Source organism: Cognatundibacterium curvum (assembly GCF_014284235.1).
GTDB classification, from domain to species: Bacteria; Pseudomonadota; Gammaproteobacteria; order Burkholderiales; family Burkholderiaceae_D; genus Undibacterium; species Undibacterium curvum.
On sequence record NZ_JACOGD010000001.1, the window covers coordinates 328,100 to 346,098 of the forward strand.

Genomic DNA, 17,999 nt, shown 5'->3' on the forward strand with positions numbered 1-17,999 from the left:
TGTTTGAGACTGATAAGACTGATGAGACTGATCAAAAACCTGATCGTGCTGTGTTTTTTAATCGCTGCCAGCGCAGCCGGCGGCTTCTATTACTGGTCTCAGCTGGCTATGGACATGGATAGCGCAAAAAAAGAATTCACGATACAACCCGGTAGCAGTGTGCGTGCTGCTGCACGTCAGATCGAGGCCGCAGGTGTGCCAGCGCCAGCATTGTTATTCGAGGCATTGGCACGTTGGTCAGGCAAAGCTAACCGGCTCAAGGCTGGCTCTTATGAAATTGAATCAGGCAGCACACCATTGGCACTGTTGGACAAGCTGGTACGCGGTGATTTTTCACAAGCGAGCGTGGCGATCATTGAAGGCTGGACTTTTGCTCAGATGCGCAAGCTGATTGATGCACATCCCGGCCTGCGTCACGATACCAGCCAGTTAAGCGAAGCCGAACTGATTCGCAAAATCAATCCTGAACTCAGCTATGCCGAAGGCATGTTTTATCCGGATACCTATCTGTTTGCCAAAGGTAGCAGCGACTTACAGGTGTATCAGCAAGCCTATGCATTGCAAATGAAAAAACTGGATGAGGCCTGGCAGGCGCGCGCCAATGGACTGCCTTATAAAAACAAGCAGGAAGCATTGATTATGGCTTCCATCATAGAAAAAGAAACCGGGCAACAAGCCGAGCGGCCCTTAATCGCTGCTGTGTTTGTCAATCGCCTTAAAACCGGCATGCTGTTACAGACAGATCCGACCGTGATCTACGGCATGGGCGCTAAGTATCAGGGTAAGATTTACAAAAAAGATTTGTTGACTGACACTCCCTATAACACTTACACACGGCCAGGCTTGCCACCCAGTCCTATCGCTTTGCCGGGGCTGGCATCCATTACGGCAGCTTTAAACCCGGCCAGCAGCGATGCGCTGTATTTCGTGGCGCGCGGCGATGGAACCAGCCATTTCTCGACCAATCTGAGCGAACATAACCGCGCCGTGAATCAGTATCAACGTTAAGGAATTAAGTATGCGTGGAAAATTTATCAGCTTTGAAGGTATCGATGGCGCCGGAAAATCGACCCATATCCGCTATGTGGCGGACTACCTGCAGCAGCGCTTGCAAGCATATGATCATCAGGTGATTTGCAGCCGCGAACCTGGCGGCACGCCGCTGGGCGAGCAATTGCGTGACATACTGCTCAAACAAAGCATGCATCTGGAAACCGAAGCCTTGCTGATGTTTGCGGTCAGGCGTGAACACATCGCTCAAGTCATACAACCTGCACTGGAGCGCGGTGACTGGGTAATTTCAGATCGCTTTACCGATGCCAGTTTTGCCTATCAGGGCGGGGGGCGTCATCTGTCGCTGGATAAACTGAATCAACTGGAACAATGGGTGCATCCTGATCTGCAGCCTGACATTACTTTTTTGTTTGATGTGCCCTTGGAAGTGGCGCGTGCCAGACTGGATGCGACACGTGAGCTGGATAAATTCGAACAGGAAAAGGCTCAGTTTTTTGCGGATACCAGAAATGAATACCTGCGCCGCGCCGCGCAATTCCCGCAGCGTTTCCGGATTATTGATTCCACCCGCAGTATTCCTGAGATTCAGCAAGAGTTAGCTGTTATCCTCGATCTGTTACTGCAGCAGGCAGAGTAAGTCTATGAATCCTTTATACAGCTGGCAATCCGGCTCCTGGCAGTATTTTCAGGGCTTGCGTGAGCGTTTGCCACATGCCTTCCTGCTCTATGGTCCGCAAGGCATAGGCAAAACCCGCTTTGCCGAGCAGATGGCGCAATCCCTGTTATGCGAAACGCCGGATAGTGCCGGCCACGCCTGCCAGCAATGTGCTTCCTGCGGCTGGTTTAGCCAATACAGTCATCCTGATTACCGCCGTGTGCGTCCGGAATTGCTGGATGAAGAAGAGGCTGCTGCGCAAGATGTGGAAGCTGACAGCAGTACCAAGTCAGCGAAAGCCAGTAAAACGCCATCCAAAGAAATCGTAATCCATCAAATCCGCGCCTTGTCGGATTTCATGAATATTTCCACCCACAGGCAAGGACGGCGTGTGATTGTGCTTTACCCGGCGGAAGCGCTGAATATTCCAGCAGCTAATGCCTTACTGAAATCCCTGGAGGAACCAGCCAAAGACACCGTCTTTATTTTGGTTTGCCACAGCATCGATAAGCTGTTGCCGACTATCCTGTCGCGCTGCCATAAATTTCCCATGAGTTTGCCTGAGCACACTCTGGCGCTGGACTGGCTCAAACAACAAGGCGTCGCCGACGCTGATGTCTGGCTTGCGCAACAAGGCGGTGCGCCGCTGGCGGCCATGGAGATGGCGCAGTCCGAAACCCGGGACGCAATGCAGGATTTTTTAAATCACATTGCGCAACCGGGTAGCGATATGGCCTTAAAACTGGCCGACAAAATGCAGAAAATGGATATACCAACCACGATCGCATGGATGCAACGTTGGTTATATGACCTGTTTTCTTACAAACAGAGCGCCAGAATCCGGTATTATCCGCGATATGAAAAAGAAATTGCTGGCCTCGCATTGCGCGTCAATATTGATCGTCTGATGCAAATGATCAAGGCTAACAATGAAAGACAAGCGATTGCCACCCATCCTTTGTCGCCCAAATTATTTCTCGAAGATATGTTGCTGGAATACGCAGCAGCCTTCGCTTAACATCAGGATATTCAGCTATGTCAGATATGTCGAATGATAGTGCCGCCGTCAGCGCACCTAACCGTCCCTCTGTTTTATCGCTCGCTATTAAGGAAAAGGCGGCGCTGTTCGCAGCTTACATGCCATTCCTCAAAAATGGCGGCATCTTTGTGCCGACCAATAAAAATTACCGTATTGGTGAAGAAATCTATTTGATTCTGACCTTGCTGGATGACCCGGCAAAATATCCGATAGCAGGCAAAGTCGCCTGGATCACACCAGCCGGAGCCGGTAACAATAAATCGCAAGGCATAGGTGTGCATTTCCCGCCGGATGAAACCGGTACCCGTATCCGTTTGCGCATAGAAGAGGCTTTAGGCGCAGCGATACGCTCCAGTCGTGCCACCCACACTATCTGATCACGAAAGTAGTTTGATGAGTTCCTGTTTCCATTATCGTCTGGCCCAGCATAGCGATTTACCTGCGATAGTTGCTATCTATAATTCCACTATTGCGTCCCGCCAGGTAACAGCAGACACGGAAGAAATTACAGTTGCCTCCCGTGAAAGCTGGTTTGCTGAGCATACGCCGGACCGCAGACCCTTATGGGTAAGTGAGGAAGATGGTAAAATCACAGGCTGGCTTTCGTTTTCCAATTTTTATGGACGTCCGGCTTACTCCGGAACAGCGGAGCTGTCTATTTATCTGCATGAAGACGCGCGCGGCCGCGGTTTGGGAAAAAAATTCCTGCAACTGGCTATAGCGCACGCCCCAACTATTCAGGTTCATACCTTATTAGGCTTTATTTTTGGACATAATCAGCCTAGTCTGGAATTATTTAAACGCTTCGGTTTCGACACCTGGGCCAATATGCCGCGCGTTGCCAATTTGGATGGCATAGAACGGGACTTACTGATACTGGGTAAGCGCATCGCCTGATCAGGTCCTCGACAGGCTACATCGCTGACGCTATCCGGATTCAGCAAACTTAAGCGAACTACGGCAATCTGCTTTGCAGCTTGCCTTTCATTTTTTATAGGAATACCAATCATGTTCAGCTATCGCCACGGCTTTCATGCTGGCAATCATGCCGACGTGTTAAAGCATTTTGTTCTGGTTCAGTTAATTCAATACCTGAATCAAAAAGATACCGCCTACACGTATGTTGACACCCATGCCGGTGCCGGCCTGTATGCCTTAGACAGCGGCTATGCCACCAAAAATGCTGAATTCGAGACTGGCATCGGCCCGCTGTGGGGTAAAACTGATTTACCGCCAGCCTTGGCAGAGTACATGAATCTGATCAAGGAAATGAACCCGAGCGGCAAGCTGCGTTATTACCCGGGTTCGCCATTTTGTGCGGAGAAAATACTGCGCGAGCAAGACAGGCTGCGTCTGTTTGAATTGCATCCCAGCGAAATCAAAGTGCTCAGCGAGAATTTCCGCAAGCTGGACGCGCACCAGGCAGAGCAGGGCAAGCGTCCTACCGTACGTGGCAAGCGGATTATCATCTCCGATACGGACGGTTTCGACAGTCTGAAATCCCTTTTGCCACCGCCATCACGTCGCGCATTGGTACTGATCGATCCACCTTACGAAGTCAAAGATGATTATCGTCGCGTTAAATCAGCGCTGGATGAAGCGGTCAAACGCTTCCCTAGTGGTACTTATGCAGTCTGGTACCCCATCTTGCAGCGTATGGAATCGCGTGAACTGCCAGAAAAGCTGAAACGGGTTGAGTGCAAGGAATGGCTGAATGTGAGTTTATCGATCAGCGGTCCGGCACCAGACGGCTTTGGCCTGCATAGCAGCGGTATGTTCATCCTGAATCCGCCCTGGACGCTGGTGGCAACATTAAAAGAAGTCATGCCTTACCTGGTTGCCGTATTGGGGAAAGACAAACAAGCTAAGTTTGAAATCCAAACCGGTACGCCTTTAACGGGGCAAAATCCACGCTTTAAGAAGCCCGGAGCCGTAGCCTGATTCCAGCACATACAAAACCGTAGCGTAAGCTGCGGTTTTTTTTTGCATTTTGTCGGTCAAATAAGGTACAAAAATAGCACGTAGATAAAGCATTAAATTTCGAAAGAAACAGTTGCTGCATTGCAAAATGAATAAAGATTGACCTTTCCGCACGGTCGTACAAAAATCTGCCATGAATTTAATTTAGTCTTTTCGCTCTAAAACCAACAAAACACTAACCAACCAGAATTCATACGAGGAGAACAGATGTCAGCCTACCCTAAGAGTCCTTTAATGGGTCAAATGATGGAAAAACCGATGCTGATTTCCAGCATTATTGAGCATGCTGACCGTTATTTTGGTACGAGTGAAATCGTCTCCCGCCGGGTAGAGGGAGATATTCATCGCTATAACTATAGCCAATGTCATCAACGCAGTAAGCAACTGGCCAATGCACTGACCCAGCTTGGGGTAAAGCTAGGAGATCGCGTGGCGACTATCGCCTGGAATGGCTACCGCCACCTGGAGGCCTATTATGCGGTGTCGGGCTCAGGCGCTGTATTGCATACGATTAATCCGCGTCTTCATCCGGAACAAATCGTCTACATGATCAACCATGCGGAAGACCAGTACCTGTTTTTCGACATCACTTTTCTGCCCATCGTGGAAGGGATTGCCGCCCACTGCCCAAGGGTGAAGGGCTTTGTCATGATGTGCGACAGATCCCATATGCCTGCAGACAGCAAACTCAGCAACTTGCTGTGCTACGAAGAGCTACTGGCGGCACAAAGCAGCGACTATCACTGGCCTTTGTTTGATGAAAACTCTGCGTCCAGCCTGTGTTACACCTCTGGCACAACCGGGCATCCGAAAGGCGCCCTGTATTCACACCGTTCCACCATCTTGCATTCCTATGCATCCGCCATGCCGGATGGCTTGAACGTATCGGCACGCGATACGGTATTGCCCGTCGTTCCTATGTTTCATGTCAATGCCTGGGGCTTACCTTATTCGGCACCACTGACCGGCGCGAAACTGGTGTTTCCGGGACCATTTCTGGATGGCAAATCTTTATACGAACTGTTTGAGCAGGAGCAGGTCACTTTCTCAGCTGGTGTACCTACCGTCTGGTTGGGGTTGTTAAACCATGTTAGCCAGCATGGCCTGCGTTTCTCCAGCTTTAAACGCACAGTGATAGGCGGTTCTGCCTGTCCACCTGCGATGATGCATACACTGCGGCACACCTACGGTGTCGAAGTGGTGCACGCATGGGGCATGACTGAAATGTCGCCTTTGGGTACATCCTGCACCTTACTTGCCAAGCATGCGGGATTGCCTGAAAGTGAAAAAGAAGCGGTTCTCACAAAACAAGGCCATGTACTGTACGGCGTAGAGATGAAGATCGTTGATGATGCAGGTGAGGAACTGGCATGGGATGGCAAGACGTACGGCAATTTGATGGTCAGAGGACCATGGATAATTCGCTCCTACTACAAAGCAGAGGGCGGTAATGTGCTGCAAGACGGCTGGTTTGCGACGGGGGATGTTGCAACTATAGACGCTGATGGTTTTATGCAAATCACTGATCGCAGCAAAGATGTGATCAAATCAGGCGGCGAATGGATAGGCAGTATTGATCTGGAAAACGTCGCGATGGGCCATCCGGCAGTCATGCAGGCGGCTTGCATAGGCGTATTTCATCCGAAATGGGATGAGCGCCCACTGTTGTTGGTTGTAAAAAAACAGGGCACTGAGGTTACAAAAGAAGAGCTTTTACATTTTTTTGAGGGTAAAGTGGCCAAATGGTGGATACCGGATGACATTGCTTTCATCGAAGCATTGCCGCTGGGGGCAACTGGCAAAATCCTGAAAAATAAGCTGCGTGAACAATTTAAAGAACATCAGTTACCGACCATCTGAATTTCTGTGAACAGGATCAGGCCAGACCTCAGTCTGTTCAGTGCAGACTGAGTAAGTTGCTGCTGGCAAACCGATAAAGACGCAAATTAAGAAAGAGTAGCAACATAGTTTCATGCAAGGCTGTACCCGTTTTCATGTAGTCCTTTCAGACCATCATACCGGAGAGTGAGCATATGAAATATAGCAATCCTGCAGTACACATCGCATTGGGCACATTGTTTTGCGCCAGCGCTTCCCTGAGTCAGGCCGAAACTATCAAAATCGCCTATATCGATCCTCTCTCTGGTCCATTCGCGCCAGTCGGACAAAACATTCTTAACTCCTTCCAGTACGTGGCCGACAAGGCAAACGCCGAAAAATGGGCGGGCGAACATAAGCTGGAGGTAGTTGGCTTCGACAACAAAGGCAGTCCTCAGGAATCGCTGAATGTACTGAAAACCGTGATAGATAAAGGCTTTCGCTATGTCACCCAGGGCAATGGCTCTGGCGTTGGGATGGCCTTGCTGGATGCTATTAACAAACACAATGAGCGTAATCCCGGTAAAGAAATTGTTTACCTTAACCATGCCGCAGTCGATCCGGATATGACCAATAGCAAGTGCAGCTTCTGGCACTTCCGCTTTGATTCGAATTCCGACATGAAGATGGAAGCCCTGACCACTTATATGGCGGCAGATAAGAACATCAAAAAAATCTACATCATCGGTCAGAATTATTCCTTCGGCCAACAAGTCACCCGCGCCGCCAAAGAGTATCTGGCCCGCAAACGTCCCGATATCCAGATAGTCGGTGATGATTTGCATCCTATCGGTCAGGTCAAGGATTTTGCTCCATATATCGCGAAAATCAAGGCAGCCGGTGCGGATACCGTCATTACCGGTAACTGGGGTGCGGATCTGGCACTTCTGATTAAGGCTGCTAAAGACGCAGATCTGAAAGCGAACTTCTATACCTACTACGCATCCACCACAGGTGTGCCGACCGCGATGGGCGCGGCCGGTATCGATCATGTGAAATATGTGGCCTATTGGAATCCGAATAACGAGACTTTCTCCGGTAAAGATATCGTGGAAGGATTCAAAGCGAAGTACAAAGACGACTATTATTCGATTGCGACTTATTCCGTGCTGTTAGGGCTGTCGAACGCGATGAAACAGGCCAAATCTACCGATCCGGTGAAGGTTGCTTTCGCGCTGGAGGGACTGAGCTTCCGCAGTCTGAACGGGGAAGTCACCATGCGTAAAACCGACCATCAGTTGCAGCAGCCCCTGTATATCGCCACCTGGGTAAAAACCAATGGTAAAGACGTCAAATACGACCAGGAAAATACCGGGCTGGGCTGGAAAACTAATCAGAAAATCGACGCTTTTGTCGCCTCCCAGCCATCTTCCTGCCAGATGAAACGGCCATCGTAAGCAAATCTGAAAGAGAGCCGCACTGCAGTGCCGGCTCTCTTTTTTTGCCTGTATTTGTCTGAAATCTGCCATTCGCGAAGAGTTAAGTACGCATACCAGTAGTTGGAAAGGATGTGTTGTGGAATTTATTTTGATTAGCCTGCTTAATGGCGTCAGCTACGGGCTGCTGCTGTTCATGCTGTCTTCGGGTCTGACTTTGATTTTCAGCATGATGGGGGTGCTGAATTTTGCGCATGCCAGCTTCTACATGCTGGGCGCATATTTCGCCTATATGCTGAGTAGTCGTTTCGGCTTTTGGCCTGCTTTTTTTCTGGCACCCTTGCTGGTTGGTGTATTGGGCGCGTTGGTGGAGAAGTACGGTCTGCGCCATGTCCATCGCTATGGCCATATTCCCGAATTGCTGTTCACCTTCGGTTTGTCTTATGTAATTGTGGAGCTGGTACAACTGATCTGGGGCAGATCCAATGTGCCCTATGTGATCCCGACCTCGCTGGAAGGTCCCTTGTTCACCATTTACACCACCACTTTTCCGGTCTACCGTGGCTTTATGATGCTGGTCGCGCTGGCGATGCTGCTAGCGATTTATCTGCTGCTGACCAGAACCCGCATCGGCCTGGTGATACAGGCGGCGCTGACCCATCCTGACGCTGTTGAAGCGCTCGGCCACAATGTGCCACGCGTATTCATGCTGGTATTTGGCGGTGGCTGTGCACTGGCCGGGCTGGCGGGGGTTGTGGGTGGAAATGCTTTCGTGACTGAGCCTGGCATGGCAGCCACACTGGGCAGTATTATCTTTGTGGTGGTCGTGGTCGGTGGCATGGGTTCGCTGGCAGGTGCGTTTGTCGCCTCACTGCTGATAGGCATCGTGCAGACCTTTGCGGTCGCCATGGATTATTCGCTTGCCAGCGTTCTGCTCAAAGCCGGTATGCCGTTGACGCCGGATTTGCCCGGCTATGCCTTAGCCCAGGTCACCATCTCTCAGGCTGCTCCGGTCATGCCGTATTTGCTGCTGGTGTTAATACTGATCTTCAGGCCACGCGGCTTGCTGGGTAACAGAGAGGGCTAAACGATGTTGACAACAATAAGATATAAGCCTTTGAATCTGGCACGCTGGCTGATCTGGAGCAGTTTCGCGCTGCTGTTACTGGCCGCCCCTAAGCTGTTCACGCATGGCGCTGCGCTCTCGCTGCTGTCACAGATAGGTACCCTGATGATTTTCGGCCTGTCTTTCAATATGCTGCTGGGGCAGGGTGGCATGCTGTCTTTCGGACATGCGGTGTATTCCGGACTCGGTGCTTTCTTTGCGATTCACGCCATGAATCTGGCCAGTGCCGGCCAAATCCCAGTGCCGCTGCCCCTGATACCTTTGATAGGTGGCCTGGCAGGTATGGCTTTTGGCATTTTATTTGGATATGTGACGACCAAAAAATCCGGCACCACTTTTTCCATGATCACGCTGGGAATGGTGGAACTGGTATTTGCCTGTTCGCTGATGTTTCCTAAATTCTTTGGTGGCGAAGGCGGCATCTCGTCTAACCGGGTGTATGGCGAAGCCTTATTCGGCATCAATTTTGGTCCCCAGATACAGGTGTATTACCTGATTGCGGTCTGGTTGTTTATCTCTACCGTCGCCATGTTTGCGTTCACCCATACCCCGCTGGGCCGCATCTGTAATGCCGTGCGCGACAACCCGGAACGTGCCGAATTTGTTGGCTATAACACGCAATGGGTACGCTATCTGACGCTGATTGTGTCGGCTTTTTTTGCCGGCGTATCGGGTGGCTTATCAGCGATCAATTTTGAAATCGTCACTGCTGAAAATGTGAGTGCCGTTCGCTCAGGTGCGGTGCTGCTGTTCACTTTCATCGGTGGTATTGGTTTTTTCTTTGGGCCAATGATAGGTGCTGTGATAGGCGTCTTCCTGACGGTGATGTTGTCCGATCTGACCAAGGCCTGGCAATTGTATCTTGGCTTGTTTTTCATCTTGATCGTGATGTTTGCTCCCGGCGGTATCGCCAGCCTGATCATGTTGCAGTTACGTGTGATGGCGCATGGCATGCTGCGTCGTATTGCCTTGCCTTTACTAAAAGTCAGCCTGAGTTGTGTATTGGCTTTTTGCGGCTTAGTCATGCTGATAGAAATGCTGTATCAACGCTCGCTGGAGCAGGCTGCAGAACCGGTATTGCATTTACTCGGGATCACACTCTCAGTACAAAGCTGGCAGGACTGGACACTGGCCATGCTGGTATTGCTAAGCGGTGCGGCTGGTTTCTTTTTCTTTAGCAAACCCTATATGCAAGTCTGGAGCCTCGTTAACACCGAAATAGAAGAAAAAATCAGGAGATCGCAGGCATGAGCTTCGCTTTGGAATTACAGGATGTCAGAAAAAGCTTTGGGCAAGCCGAAATTATCCGGGGTGCCAGTCTGCAGGTTCCGGCTGGCCAGAGGTTTGCCATCATCGGCCCGAATGGCGCTGGGAAATCGACTTTATTCAATCTGATTTCGGGGCGCTTTGGTATCAGTAGTGGCGATATACGCTTAAATGGCGAGAGCATCGCAAACCTGGCGCCATATCAAATCAACCGGCGCGGTCTGTCACGCAGCTTTCAGATCACCAATATCTTTCACAGGCTCAGCGTATTTGAAAATCTGCGCTGTGCCGTTTTATGGTCCTTAGGTTACCGCTATTCGTTCTGGCACCGTCTGAATGCCTTGAATAAGGTCCGCGACCAGGCGGAGCAAGTGCTGGAAGAAATAGGTCTGAAACGCAGGCGCGACGTGATCGCCGGGTCACTGACCTATGCGGAGCAACGCGCACTGGAAATCGGCATCACAATCGCAGGTGGCGCGCAGGTTATCCTGCTCGATGAACCGACAGCTGGTATGAGCCGCTCAGAGTCGGATGCGGCGGTCGAGCTGATCCGTCGTGTCACGGTTGGTAAAACCCTGCTCATGGTGGAGCACGATATGAGTGTAGTGTTTGGTCTGGCAGATCAGATCGCAGTGGTGGTGTATGGGCAGGTGATCGCCTGCGATACACCTCACAATATTCGTAACAATCCCCAGGTGAAAGAAGCCTACCTGGGCGGCCATGCCCACACAGGAGAACAGGTATGAGCCATTTACTTGAACTCCGCGATGTGCATGCGTTTTACGGCAAAAGTCATGTGCTGCACGGCGTGAATCTGCATGTTGACGCGGGCGAGATTGTCAGTCTGCTCGGACGCAATGGCGTCGGGCGCTCCACTACCGTTAAAGCAGCCATGGGCCTGGTCGATGCGCGCGGTTCGGTACTGTTTAAAGGCCAGCAGTTGTTAGGCTTGAAGGCATTTGAGATTGCGCATAAGGGTTTGGGCTATGTACCAGAAAACCGCGATATTTTCCCTACATTGACGGTAGAGCAGAATCTGCGCTTAGGTGAAAAATCGGGCAAAACTGCTTCCTCGCGCTGGCAGATCGATGACATGTATCAAATGTTCCCGCGACTGAAGGAGCGCCAGCATACTCAGGCTGGTGTGATGTCGGGCGGCGAACAGCAAATGCTGACCTTGTGCCGCACCCTGATGGGGGACCCGGACCTGATCATGATCGATGAACCCACAGAAGGACTGGCGCCGAAAATTGTCGATCTGGTGGCCGAATATCTGATGACATTGCGTCAAAAAGGCATATCCGTGCTGTTGGTGGAACAAAAGCTGGCGATTGCACTCGACATTTCACAACGTGTGTATGTGATGGGACACGGCAGCATCGTATTTGAAGGCAGCCCGTCAGACTTAAAGCAAGACCAGCGCATACGTCAGGAATGGCTGGAAGTGTGAAATGCAATTTCTGTGTATTCACCGTCCGAAAATTTTTCTTCGATTAAAAACAATAAATAATACGATCGTACTATTTTTAAGGTATAGTCAGACCCAGACCGGAAAATACATTGCTGGCATAACGCTTATATGCTGCCAACAATAACCATAGAATGACCGGCATGTAGATCTGAGCTAACACATCCCATCTATCCAACAAAGCTGAGGAAGAGACATGAGCGCTGAATATCAAGTACAGGGCAATCTGGCTGTCATTACCCTGAATAATCCACCGGTCAATGGTCTGGGTCACGCGACCCGCCAGGCCATCGTGCAAGGCATCAGCCGTGCGCAGGAAGATGCGGCCGTCACCGCCATCATCATTACTGGCGCAGGCAAAGCGTTTTCGGGTGGCGCGGATATCAAAGAATTCAATTCACCAAAAGCCTTCGCAGAACCCAGCCTGCATACCGTGATCAGCGTGCTGGAAGAAGCAGAGAAACCAGTCATCGCGGCCATCCACAGCGTGTGCATGGGTGGCGGACTGGAGCTGGCGCTGGGCTGTCATTACCGCATTGCGAGCCCGGGAGCGCAGATTGCACTGCCGGAAGTGAAGCTCGGCATCTTGCCTGGCGCCGGTGGCACGCAGCGCCTGCCACGTGTAGTCGGGCTTGAGACAGCCTTGAATATGATCGTTTCCGGCAATCCTGTGAGCTCAGAAAAGCTGGCGCAGACAGCGCTGTTTAATCAAATCGCCGAAGGGGATTTGATGACTGCCGCTACCGCCTTTGCTAATCAGGTGGCTGCCGTCCGTCCTTTGCCTAAAGTGCGCGATATCCGCATTGACTACCCCAACTACGAAGCTTTCCTGCAGTTTTCCCGAAACACCGTCAAAGCCATGTCCGGCCCATTCCCTGCGCCTCTGGCTTGCGTAGAGGCAGTCGCTGCAGCGGTCAGCAAGAAATTTGACGATGGCATACAGTTTGAACGCGAGTTATTCCTGAAACTGGTGCAAACCACAGAATCGAAGGCATTACGTCACGCGTTTTTCGCAGAACGTGCGGCCAGCAAGCTGCCTGACGTGCCAGACGATACCCCGGTACGCACCATTAAATCGGTGGCCGTGGTTGGCGCCGGTACCATGGGCGGCGGCATTGCAATGAATTTTGCTAACGCCGGCATACCGGTACGCATCCTCGAAATGAAGCAGGAAGCGCTGGACAAGGGCCTGGCGACTATCCGTAAGAATTACGAGAACACGCTCAAAAAAGGCAAACTGACGCAAGAGAAGTTTGAGCAGCGTGTGGCGCTGATCAGTGGCACGCTGGATTATCAGGAAATCGCTCAGGCAGATATCGTGATTGAAGCCGTATTTGAAGACATGTCGGTGAAGCAGCAAGTGTTTCAGCAACTGGATGCAGTCATGAAGCCCGGAGCGATACTGGCGTCCAATACATCCACGCTGGATGTGGATCAGATCGCCGCCTTTACCCAGCGTCCGCAGGATGTGATCGGCACGCATTTCTTCAGCCCGGCCAATGTGATGAAGTTGCTGGAGATCGTCAGAGGCAAGCTGACTGCGAAAGATGTACTGGCGACGGTTATGGCTTTATCGAAGAAAATCCGTAAAACCGGCGTGGTATCCGGCGTCTGCGATGGTTTCATTGGTAACCGCATGATAGAACAGTACAGCCGCCAGGCAGGATATTTACTGGAAGAGGGCTGCACACCTGAGCAAGTCGATAAGGCCGTTGAAAAACTGGGCTTCGCGATGGGCCCGTTCCGCATGGGCGATCTGGCTGGTAACGACATAGGCTGGTATATCCGCAAACGCCGTTATGTGGAGAAACCACACATCATCTATTCGAAAACCGCTGATCTCTTGTGTGAAATGGGACGCTTCGGTCAGAAAACCGGCGCTGGCTGGTATGACTATAAACCGGGTGATCGCAAGCCTTATCCATCGACAGTGGTCAATGACATGATCGTTAAGCACTCTGCGGATATTGGTGTGGAGCGCAGAAAAATCAGCGACCAGGAAATCACGGAACGCCTGATTTATGCGCTAGTTAACGAAGCTGCCTATATCCTTGAAGAAGGCATCGCTAACCGTGCTTCCGACATCGACATGGTTTACCTGACTGGCTATGGCTTCCCGCTGCATACCGGCGGCCCTATGTTTTATGCCGACACTGTAGGTCTGAGTAATGTGGTCAGAGCGATGGAAAAATACGCCAAGGGTCGCCACGGCGAAGCCTGGAAACCCGCGCCATTACTGGCTAAACTCGCAGCGGACGGTAAAACCTTTAACTGAAGCCGGGTCAGCATCAGAAGCTGATTTACAGACTGGCCTCCTGCAAAATTGCAGGGGGCTTTTTTATGTGGCCGATTTATCTGCCCGGCAATATCTGAGTATTTCTGCTAGACTCGGCCGAATTCTACTGACATCGATCAATTAAATTTGCACTATGAACCTGAGCACTTATATAGAACGCAGCGGCCTTCAGCAATATGCAGCTAACCCGGAATTTGAACAACAAGTTGCGGCTTACGCTGCAGAGCTAAAGCTGACATTGGCACAAAGTGGAGCTGCCGAAGTGCAATGGCAGTATCAGGTGCCCGAGCTGGGTGAGGGCGGAGCCTGTTCTTTGTTTGGGCAATTAGCGGCGCAGCCCTTTGATCTGGCCAGCGCACTGGGCGGTGTCAATGCGCAAAACACGCAGATGCTGCAGCAAGTCACTGCGCTGGTCGCCTTTTATCAGGCCCGCAGCGCCAGTCATTGGTTTGGTGTGTACCGCAAACAGGAACGTGCAGGTGCTGACGCGGTCTTGATGAAGCTGGCTTACTTCGGCGCTGCATCCCGCGCAGAATTTCCATTGACCCCCGAATTTGCAGCGATCAGTAACAACAGCACCGTGGGCTTATCGGGGAAGGGCAGGATTATCAATGATGTCGCGAGCTATGTCGCAGGCGGTGGCGAATACTATACCTGTGACCCGAAAGTAAAAGCGGAAGCCTGCCTGCCTTTGCTCGATGAACAGGGCGAAGTAGTCGGCATTATCGACTCTGAAGCTTTTGAACAAAACCTGTTCAATGGGCAAGAATTGGCCTTATTGCTGGCGGTGGTACTCGCATTGCCTGAGATACTGCAAGCCTGAGCCTGCTTGCCTGCGCCAATCAGCAGGCAGAATCAAATACTAAAGACGGGGAGTCCATGCTGGCCCCCGTCTTTTTGCCATATGACACCCGCAAGCGATGTTATAATGCAAGGTTAAATCCCATTCGTAATTGCTTTGTATCCTACAGATCACGCGGCTCTATGCAGCGCCTGATGGAGACAAACCGGTTCACTTTCTATTGCAAAAGGTTCTTCAGTGCTCTCAACAGCTAATATCACCATGCAGTTTGGCCCCAAGCCACTGTTTGAAAACATCTCAGTTAAGTTTGGCGAAGGCAATCGTTATGGTCTGATTGGCGCCAACGGCTGCGGCAAGTCTACTTTCATGAAAATCCTGGGTGGCGATCTGGAACAGTCCTCCGGTACCGTCATGCTGGATCAGAATGAGCGTCTGGGTAAGTTACGCCAGGATCAGTTTGCATACGAAGAAATGCGCGTACTCGATGTGGTCATGATGGGCCATACCGAGATGTGGGCTGCAATGTCTGAACGCGATGCGATCTACGCGAATCCGGAAGCAACGGATGAAGACTACATGAAAGCGGCTGATCTGGAAGCCAAGTTTGCTGAGTACGATGGCTATACGGCTGAGGCGCGCGCCGGTGAGTTGCTGTTGGGCGTAGGCATCCCTATCGATCAGCATCAGGGACCGATGAGTGCGGTTGCCCCAGGCTGGAAGCTGCGTGTGTTGCTGGCTCAGGCACTGTTCTCCAATCCTGACATCCTGCTGCTGGACGAACCAACCAATAATCTGGACATCAACACCATTCGCTGGCTGGAAGAAGTGCTGAATCAGCGCAACTGCACCATGATCATCATTTCCCATGATCGCCACTTCCTGAATCAGGTCTGCACCCACATGGCGGATATGGATTACGGCACGCTGAAAATCTATCCTGGCAATTACGATGACTACATGCTGGCATCGTCCCAGGCACGCGCGCAGCAACTGGCGAACAATGCCAAAGCCAAAGAGAAAGTCGCTGAATTGCAGGACTTCGTACGTCGTTTCTCGGCCAACAAATCCAAGGCGCGTCAGGCTACTTCACGTGCTAAGCAGATCGACAAGATCAAAATCGAAGAATTCAAACCTTCCAGCCGCCAGAATCCTTTCATCCGCTTTGACGGTGAAAAGAAATTGCATCGTCTGGCGGTAGAAGTTCAGGGCCTGACCAAAAAATACGATCGCACGCTGTTCAGCGGCTTTGATCTGATGGTCGAAGCCGGTGAGAAAATCGCGATTATCGGTGCCAACGGCGCAGGTAAAACGACGCTGCTGCGCTGCATAGGCGGCACAGACATCGCCGGTCTGGAGGCAGATCATGGCGTAGCAAAATGGGCTGAAAACGCCAATGTCGGCTATATGCCTCAGGATCCTACTGAAGAATTCGCGGTCGATAAAAACCTGACTGACTGGATAGGTGAGTGGACCCAGGAAGGCGACGATGATCAGGCGGTACGCTCCATCCTTGGCCGTTTGCTGTTCGGTGGTGATGATGTGAAAAAGTCGGTCAAAGTGCTGTCCGGTGGTGAAAAAGGACGCATGATGTACGGCAAGCTGATGCTGGGCCGTCATAATGTCTTGCTGATGGATGAGCCGACCAATCACATGGACATGGAATCCATCGAGTCACTCAACGTGGCTTTGGAAAAATATGCAGGCACACTGATTTTCGTATCGCATGACCGTGAATTTGTCTCTTCGCTGGCGACCCGCATTCTGGAAATCAAAGATAAAGAAATTATCGACTTCCATGGCACCTATGAAGAGTATCTGAACAGCCAGGGCATCGAGTCTTAATGGCTTAAGTTTCTGCCCCATAAAAAAAGCCAGGTTCGCCTGGCTTTTTTGTTTTTGTGACCTGTGTACTTGACCGCTTAGTGTTCAGCTGGCGCAAACACGCGCAAGCGATGGCCATCCGGATCCAGTGCCACAAAGGTATAGCCAAAATCCATCTGCGTCGGTGTTTGAGCAATCGTCAACCCGCGTGTGCACCAGCTCGCATACAGTTCATCCACTTCCTGATCGCTGCCGATTGCAAACGCTAATTCGCCGCCAAGCCCGTGCGCAGGTACCGATGGCTCTACAGTATGGCGACTCCATAAGCCCAGCATCATGCCGGAAGAAAGCGCAAACATTGCAAAAGTAGGGGAGGATTCTATCGGTGACTTACCCATTAAATCGGTATAGAAACGGGCGCTGGTTTCCGGGTTGTTGACGTACAAAAGAATGAAGTTAGGATCGATCAAGATAGTCTCCGCAATGGTGAGGTGAGTAATGAATAGGAATACGGGGTTAGCTGCCCGGTATTCAGCATCATAAGACTGGCTACTGTCAGTTTTTGTCAGTAGTCGTCACTACCCTTATTGCAGAGGAAGGCCCTCAGTTTCACGCCAGGCTTTGAGCAAGGCCTGGCGACGGCGTGGATAGCGCTGTTCTGTGACCCGCAGCGATACAATTCTATCGGTGCGAAAATGCCGGAAGCCTTCGCGTATTTCGCACCAGCCAACCAGGACTTGCGCCTGATCAAAATAGCCCAATGCAAATGGCCAAATGGTGCGCAACGTGGCCTTGCCTTTGAGGTCGCGATAATGCAGCTCTAATTTGCGTTCAGAGCGTATCGCATGACGGATTTGTTGCAGCGCTTCGTCGCTGTGGGGATGGCCGGTAGCAGGGCCTATCAGTAAGGCGGAAGCATCGAGTATATGCCTGAGTTCATCCGGCAACACGGCTGCAATCTTGGTGAGAGCATTTTTCGCTGCGGCAGCCAGCCTGTCATCTGTGCGTTGTGCGACCCAGCGCGAGCCCAGCACCAGTGCTTCTATTTCGTCTTCAGAAAACATCAGCGGCGGCAACACGAAACCGGGCCGCAAGACATAACCTAATCCGGGTTCGCCCGCGATATCGGCGCCTTGCTGCTGCAGGGTGGCAATATCGCGATACAGCGTGCGCAGGCTGATACCAAGCTGCTTCGCCAGCTCGGTGCCGGTCACCGGAAAACGATGGCCGCGCAGAATCTGAATCAGATCAAGCAGGCGTTGGGCACGTGACATGCGG

17 protein-coding genes are annotated in these 17,999 nt (G+C 51.4%); 15 read left to right on the forward strand and 2 right to left on the reverse strand.

The genetic code is table 11. The features are described 5' to 3' along the window. Window positions 1-21 precede the first annotated feature (21 nt). The 15 genes from mltG to H8K43_RS01570 all read left to right on the forward strand — a co-directional run bounded on the left by mltG (window position 22) and on the right by H8K43_RS01570 (window position 16,742). Window positions 22-1,008 (forward strand): endolytic transglycosylase MltG, encoded by a 987-nt coding sequence (gene mltG / locus H8K43_RS01500; protein WP_186902209.1) that lies wholly within the window; start codon window positions 22-24, stop codon window positions 1,006-1,008. Window positions 1,009-1,018: 10 nt separating this feature from the next. Beyond that, window positions 1,019-1,651: a dTMP kinase gene (gene tmk / locus H8K43_RS01505; protein ID WP_186902210.1), complete on the forward strand. Its 633-nt coding sequence runs from the start codon at window positions 1,019-1,021 to the stop codon at window positions 1,649-1,651. Window positions 1,652-1,655: 4 nt separating this feature from the next. After that, on the forward strand, window positions 1,656-2,687 hold the full coding sequence (gene holB / locus H8K43_RS01510) for a DNA polymerase III subunit delta' (protein WP_186902211.1): 1,032 nt from the start codon (window positions 1,656-1,658) through the stop codon (window positions 2,685-2,687). Window positions 2,688-2,704: 17 nt separating this feature from the next. Continuing rightward, window positions 2,705-3,085, forward strand: coding sequence for a PilZ domain-containing protein (locus H8K43_RS01515; protein WP_186902212.1), 381 nt, complete (start codon window positions 2,705-2,707; stop codon window positions 3,083-3,085). Window positions 3,086-3,101: 16 nt separating this feature from the next. Beyond that, on the forward strand, window positions 3,102-3,605 hold the full coding sequence (locus H8K43_RS01520; protein WP_186902213.1) for a GNAT family N-acetyltransferase: 504 nt from the start codon (window positions 3,102-3,104) through the stop codon (window positions 3,603-3,605). Between the two features lie 111 nt (window positions 3,606-3,716). After that, on the forward strand, window positions 3,717-4,649 hold the full coding sequence (locus tag H8K43_RS01525; protein ID WP_186902214.1) for a 23S rRNA (adenine(2030)-N(6))-methyltransferase RlmJ: 933 nt from the start codon (window positions 3,717-3,719) through the stop codon (window positions 4,647-4,649). A gap of 246 nt (window positions 4,650-4,895) precedes the next feature. Continuing rightward, on the forward strand, window positions 4,896-6,548 hold the full coding sequence (locus H8K43_RS01530) for a 3-(methylthio)propionyl-CoA ligase (protein ID WP_186902215.1): 1,653 nt from the start codon (window positions 4,896-4,898) through the stop codon (window positions 6,546-6,548). A 173-nt stretch (window positions 6,549-6,721) separates the two neighbouring features. Then, window positions 6,722-7,963 (forward strand): branched-chain amino acid ABC transporter substrate-binding protein, encoded by a 1,242-nt coding sequence (locus H8K43_RS01535; protein WP_186902216.1) that lies wholly within the window; start codon window positions 6,722-6,724, stop codon window positions 7,961-7,963. A gap of 118 nt (window positions 7,964-8,081) precedes the next feature. Then, the gene (locus tag H8K43_RS01540) at window positions 8,082-9,029 is read left to right on the forward strand and encodes a branched-chain amino acid ABC transporter permease (protein WP_186902217.1); all 948 of its coding nucleotides are present in this window, start codon (window positions 8,082-8,084) and stop codon (window positions 9,027-9,029) included. A gap of 3 nt (window positions 9,030-9,032) precedes the next feature. After that, on the forward strand, window positions 9,033-10,319 hold the full coding sequence (locus H8K43_RS01545; RefSeq protein ID WP_186902218.1) for a branched-chain amino acid ABC transporter permease: 1,287 nt from the start codon (window positions 9,033-9,035) through the stop codon (window positions 10,317-10,319). Next, window positions 10,316-11,080 (forward strand): ABC transporter ATP-binding protein, encoded by a 765-nt coding sequence (locus tag H8K43_RS01550; RefSeq protein ID WP_186902219.1) that lies wholly within the window; start codon window positions 10,316-10,318, stop codon window positions 11,078-11,080. Before H8K43_RS01545 ends, H8K43_RS01550 begins: the two co-directional genes overlap by 4 nt. Next, the gene (locus tag H8K43_RS01555) at window positions 11,077-11,784 is read left to right on the forward strand and encodes an ABC transporter ATP-binding protein (RefSeq protein WP_186902220.1); all 708 of its coding nucleotides are present in this window, start codon (window positions 11,077-11,079) and stop codon (window positions 11,782-11,784) included. Before H8K43_RS01550 ends, H8K43_RS01555 begins: the two co-directional genes overlap by 4 nt. A 214-nt stretch (window positions 11,785-11,998) precedes the next feature. Beyond that, on the forward strand, window positions 11,999-14,077 hold the full coding sequence (locus H8K43_RS01560; RefSeq protein ID WP_186902221.1) for a 3-hydroxyacyl-CoA dehydrogenase NAD-binding domain-containing protein: 2,079 nt from the start codon (window positions 11,999-12,001) through the stop codon (window positions 14,075-14,077). A 154-nt stretch (window positions 14,078-14,231) separates the two neighbouring features. Continuing rightward, a complete protein-coding gene (locus tag H8K43_RS01565) occupies window positions 14,232-14,921 on the forward strand; it encodes a histidine kinase (RefSeq protein ID WP_186902222.1) in 690 nt (229 codons plus the stop codon). 216 nt (window positions 14,922-15,137) lie between these two features. Beyond that, window positions 15,138-16,742: an ABC-F family ATPase gene (locus H8K43_RS01570; protein WP_186902223.1), complete on the forward strand. Its 1,605-nt coding sequence runs from the start codon at window positions 15,138-15,140 to the stop codon at window positions 16,740-16,742. Window positions 16,743-16,819: 77 nt separating this feature from the next. Here the strand turns inward: H8K43_RS01570 and H8K43_RS01575 are convergent, their stop codons facing one another. Next, window positions 16,820-17,191: a VOC family protein gene (locus tag H8K43_RS01575; protein ID WP_186902224.1), complete on the reverse strand. Its 372-nt coding sequence runs from the start codon at window positions 17,189-17,191 to the stop codon at window positions 16,820-16,822. A gap of 114 nt (window positions 17,192-17,305) precedes the next feature. Next, window positions 17,306-17,995 carry a helix-turn-helix transcriptional regulator gene (locus H8K43_RS01580; protein WP_186902225.1) on the reverse strand — a complete coding sequence of 230 codons (690 nt, stop codon included), beginning with the start codon at window positions 17,993-17,995 and terminating at the stop codon, window positions 17,306-17,308. Between the last annotated feature and the right edge of the window lie 4 nt (window positions 17,996-17,999).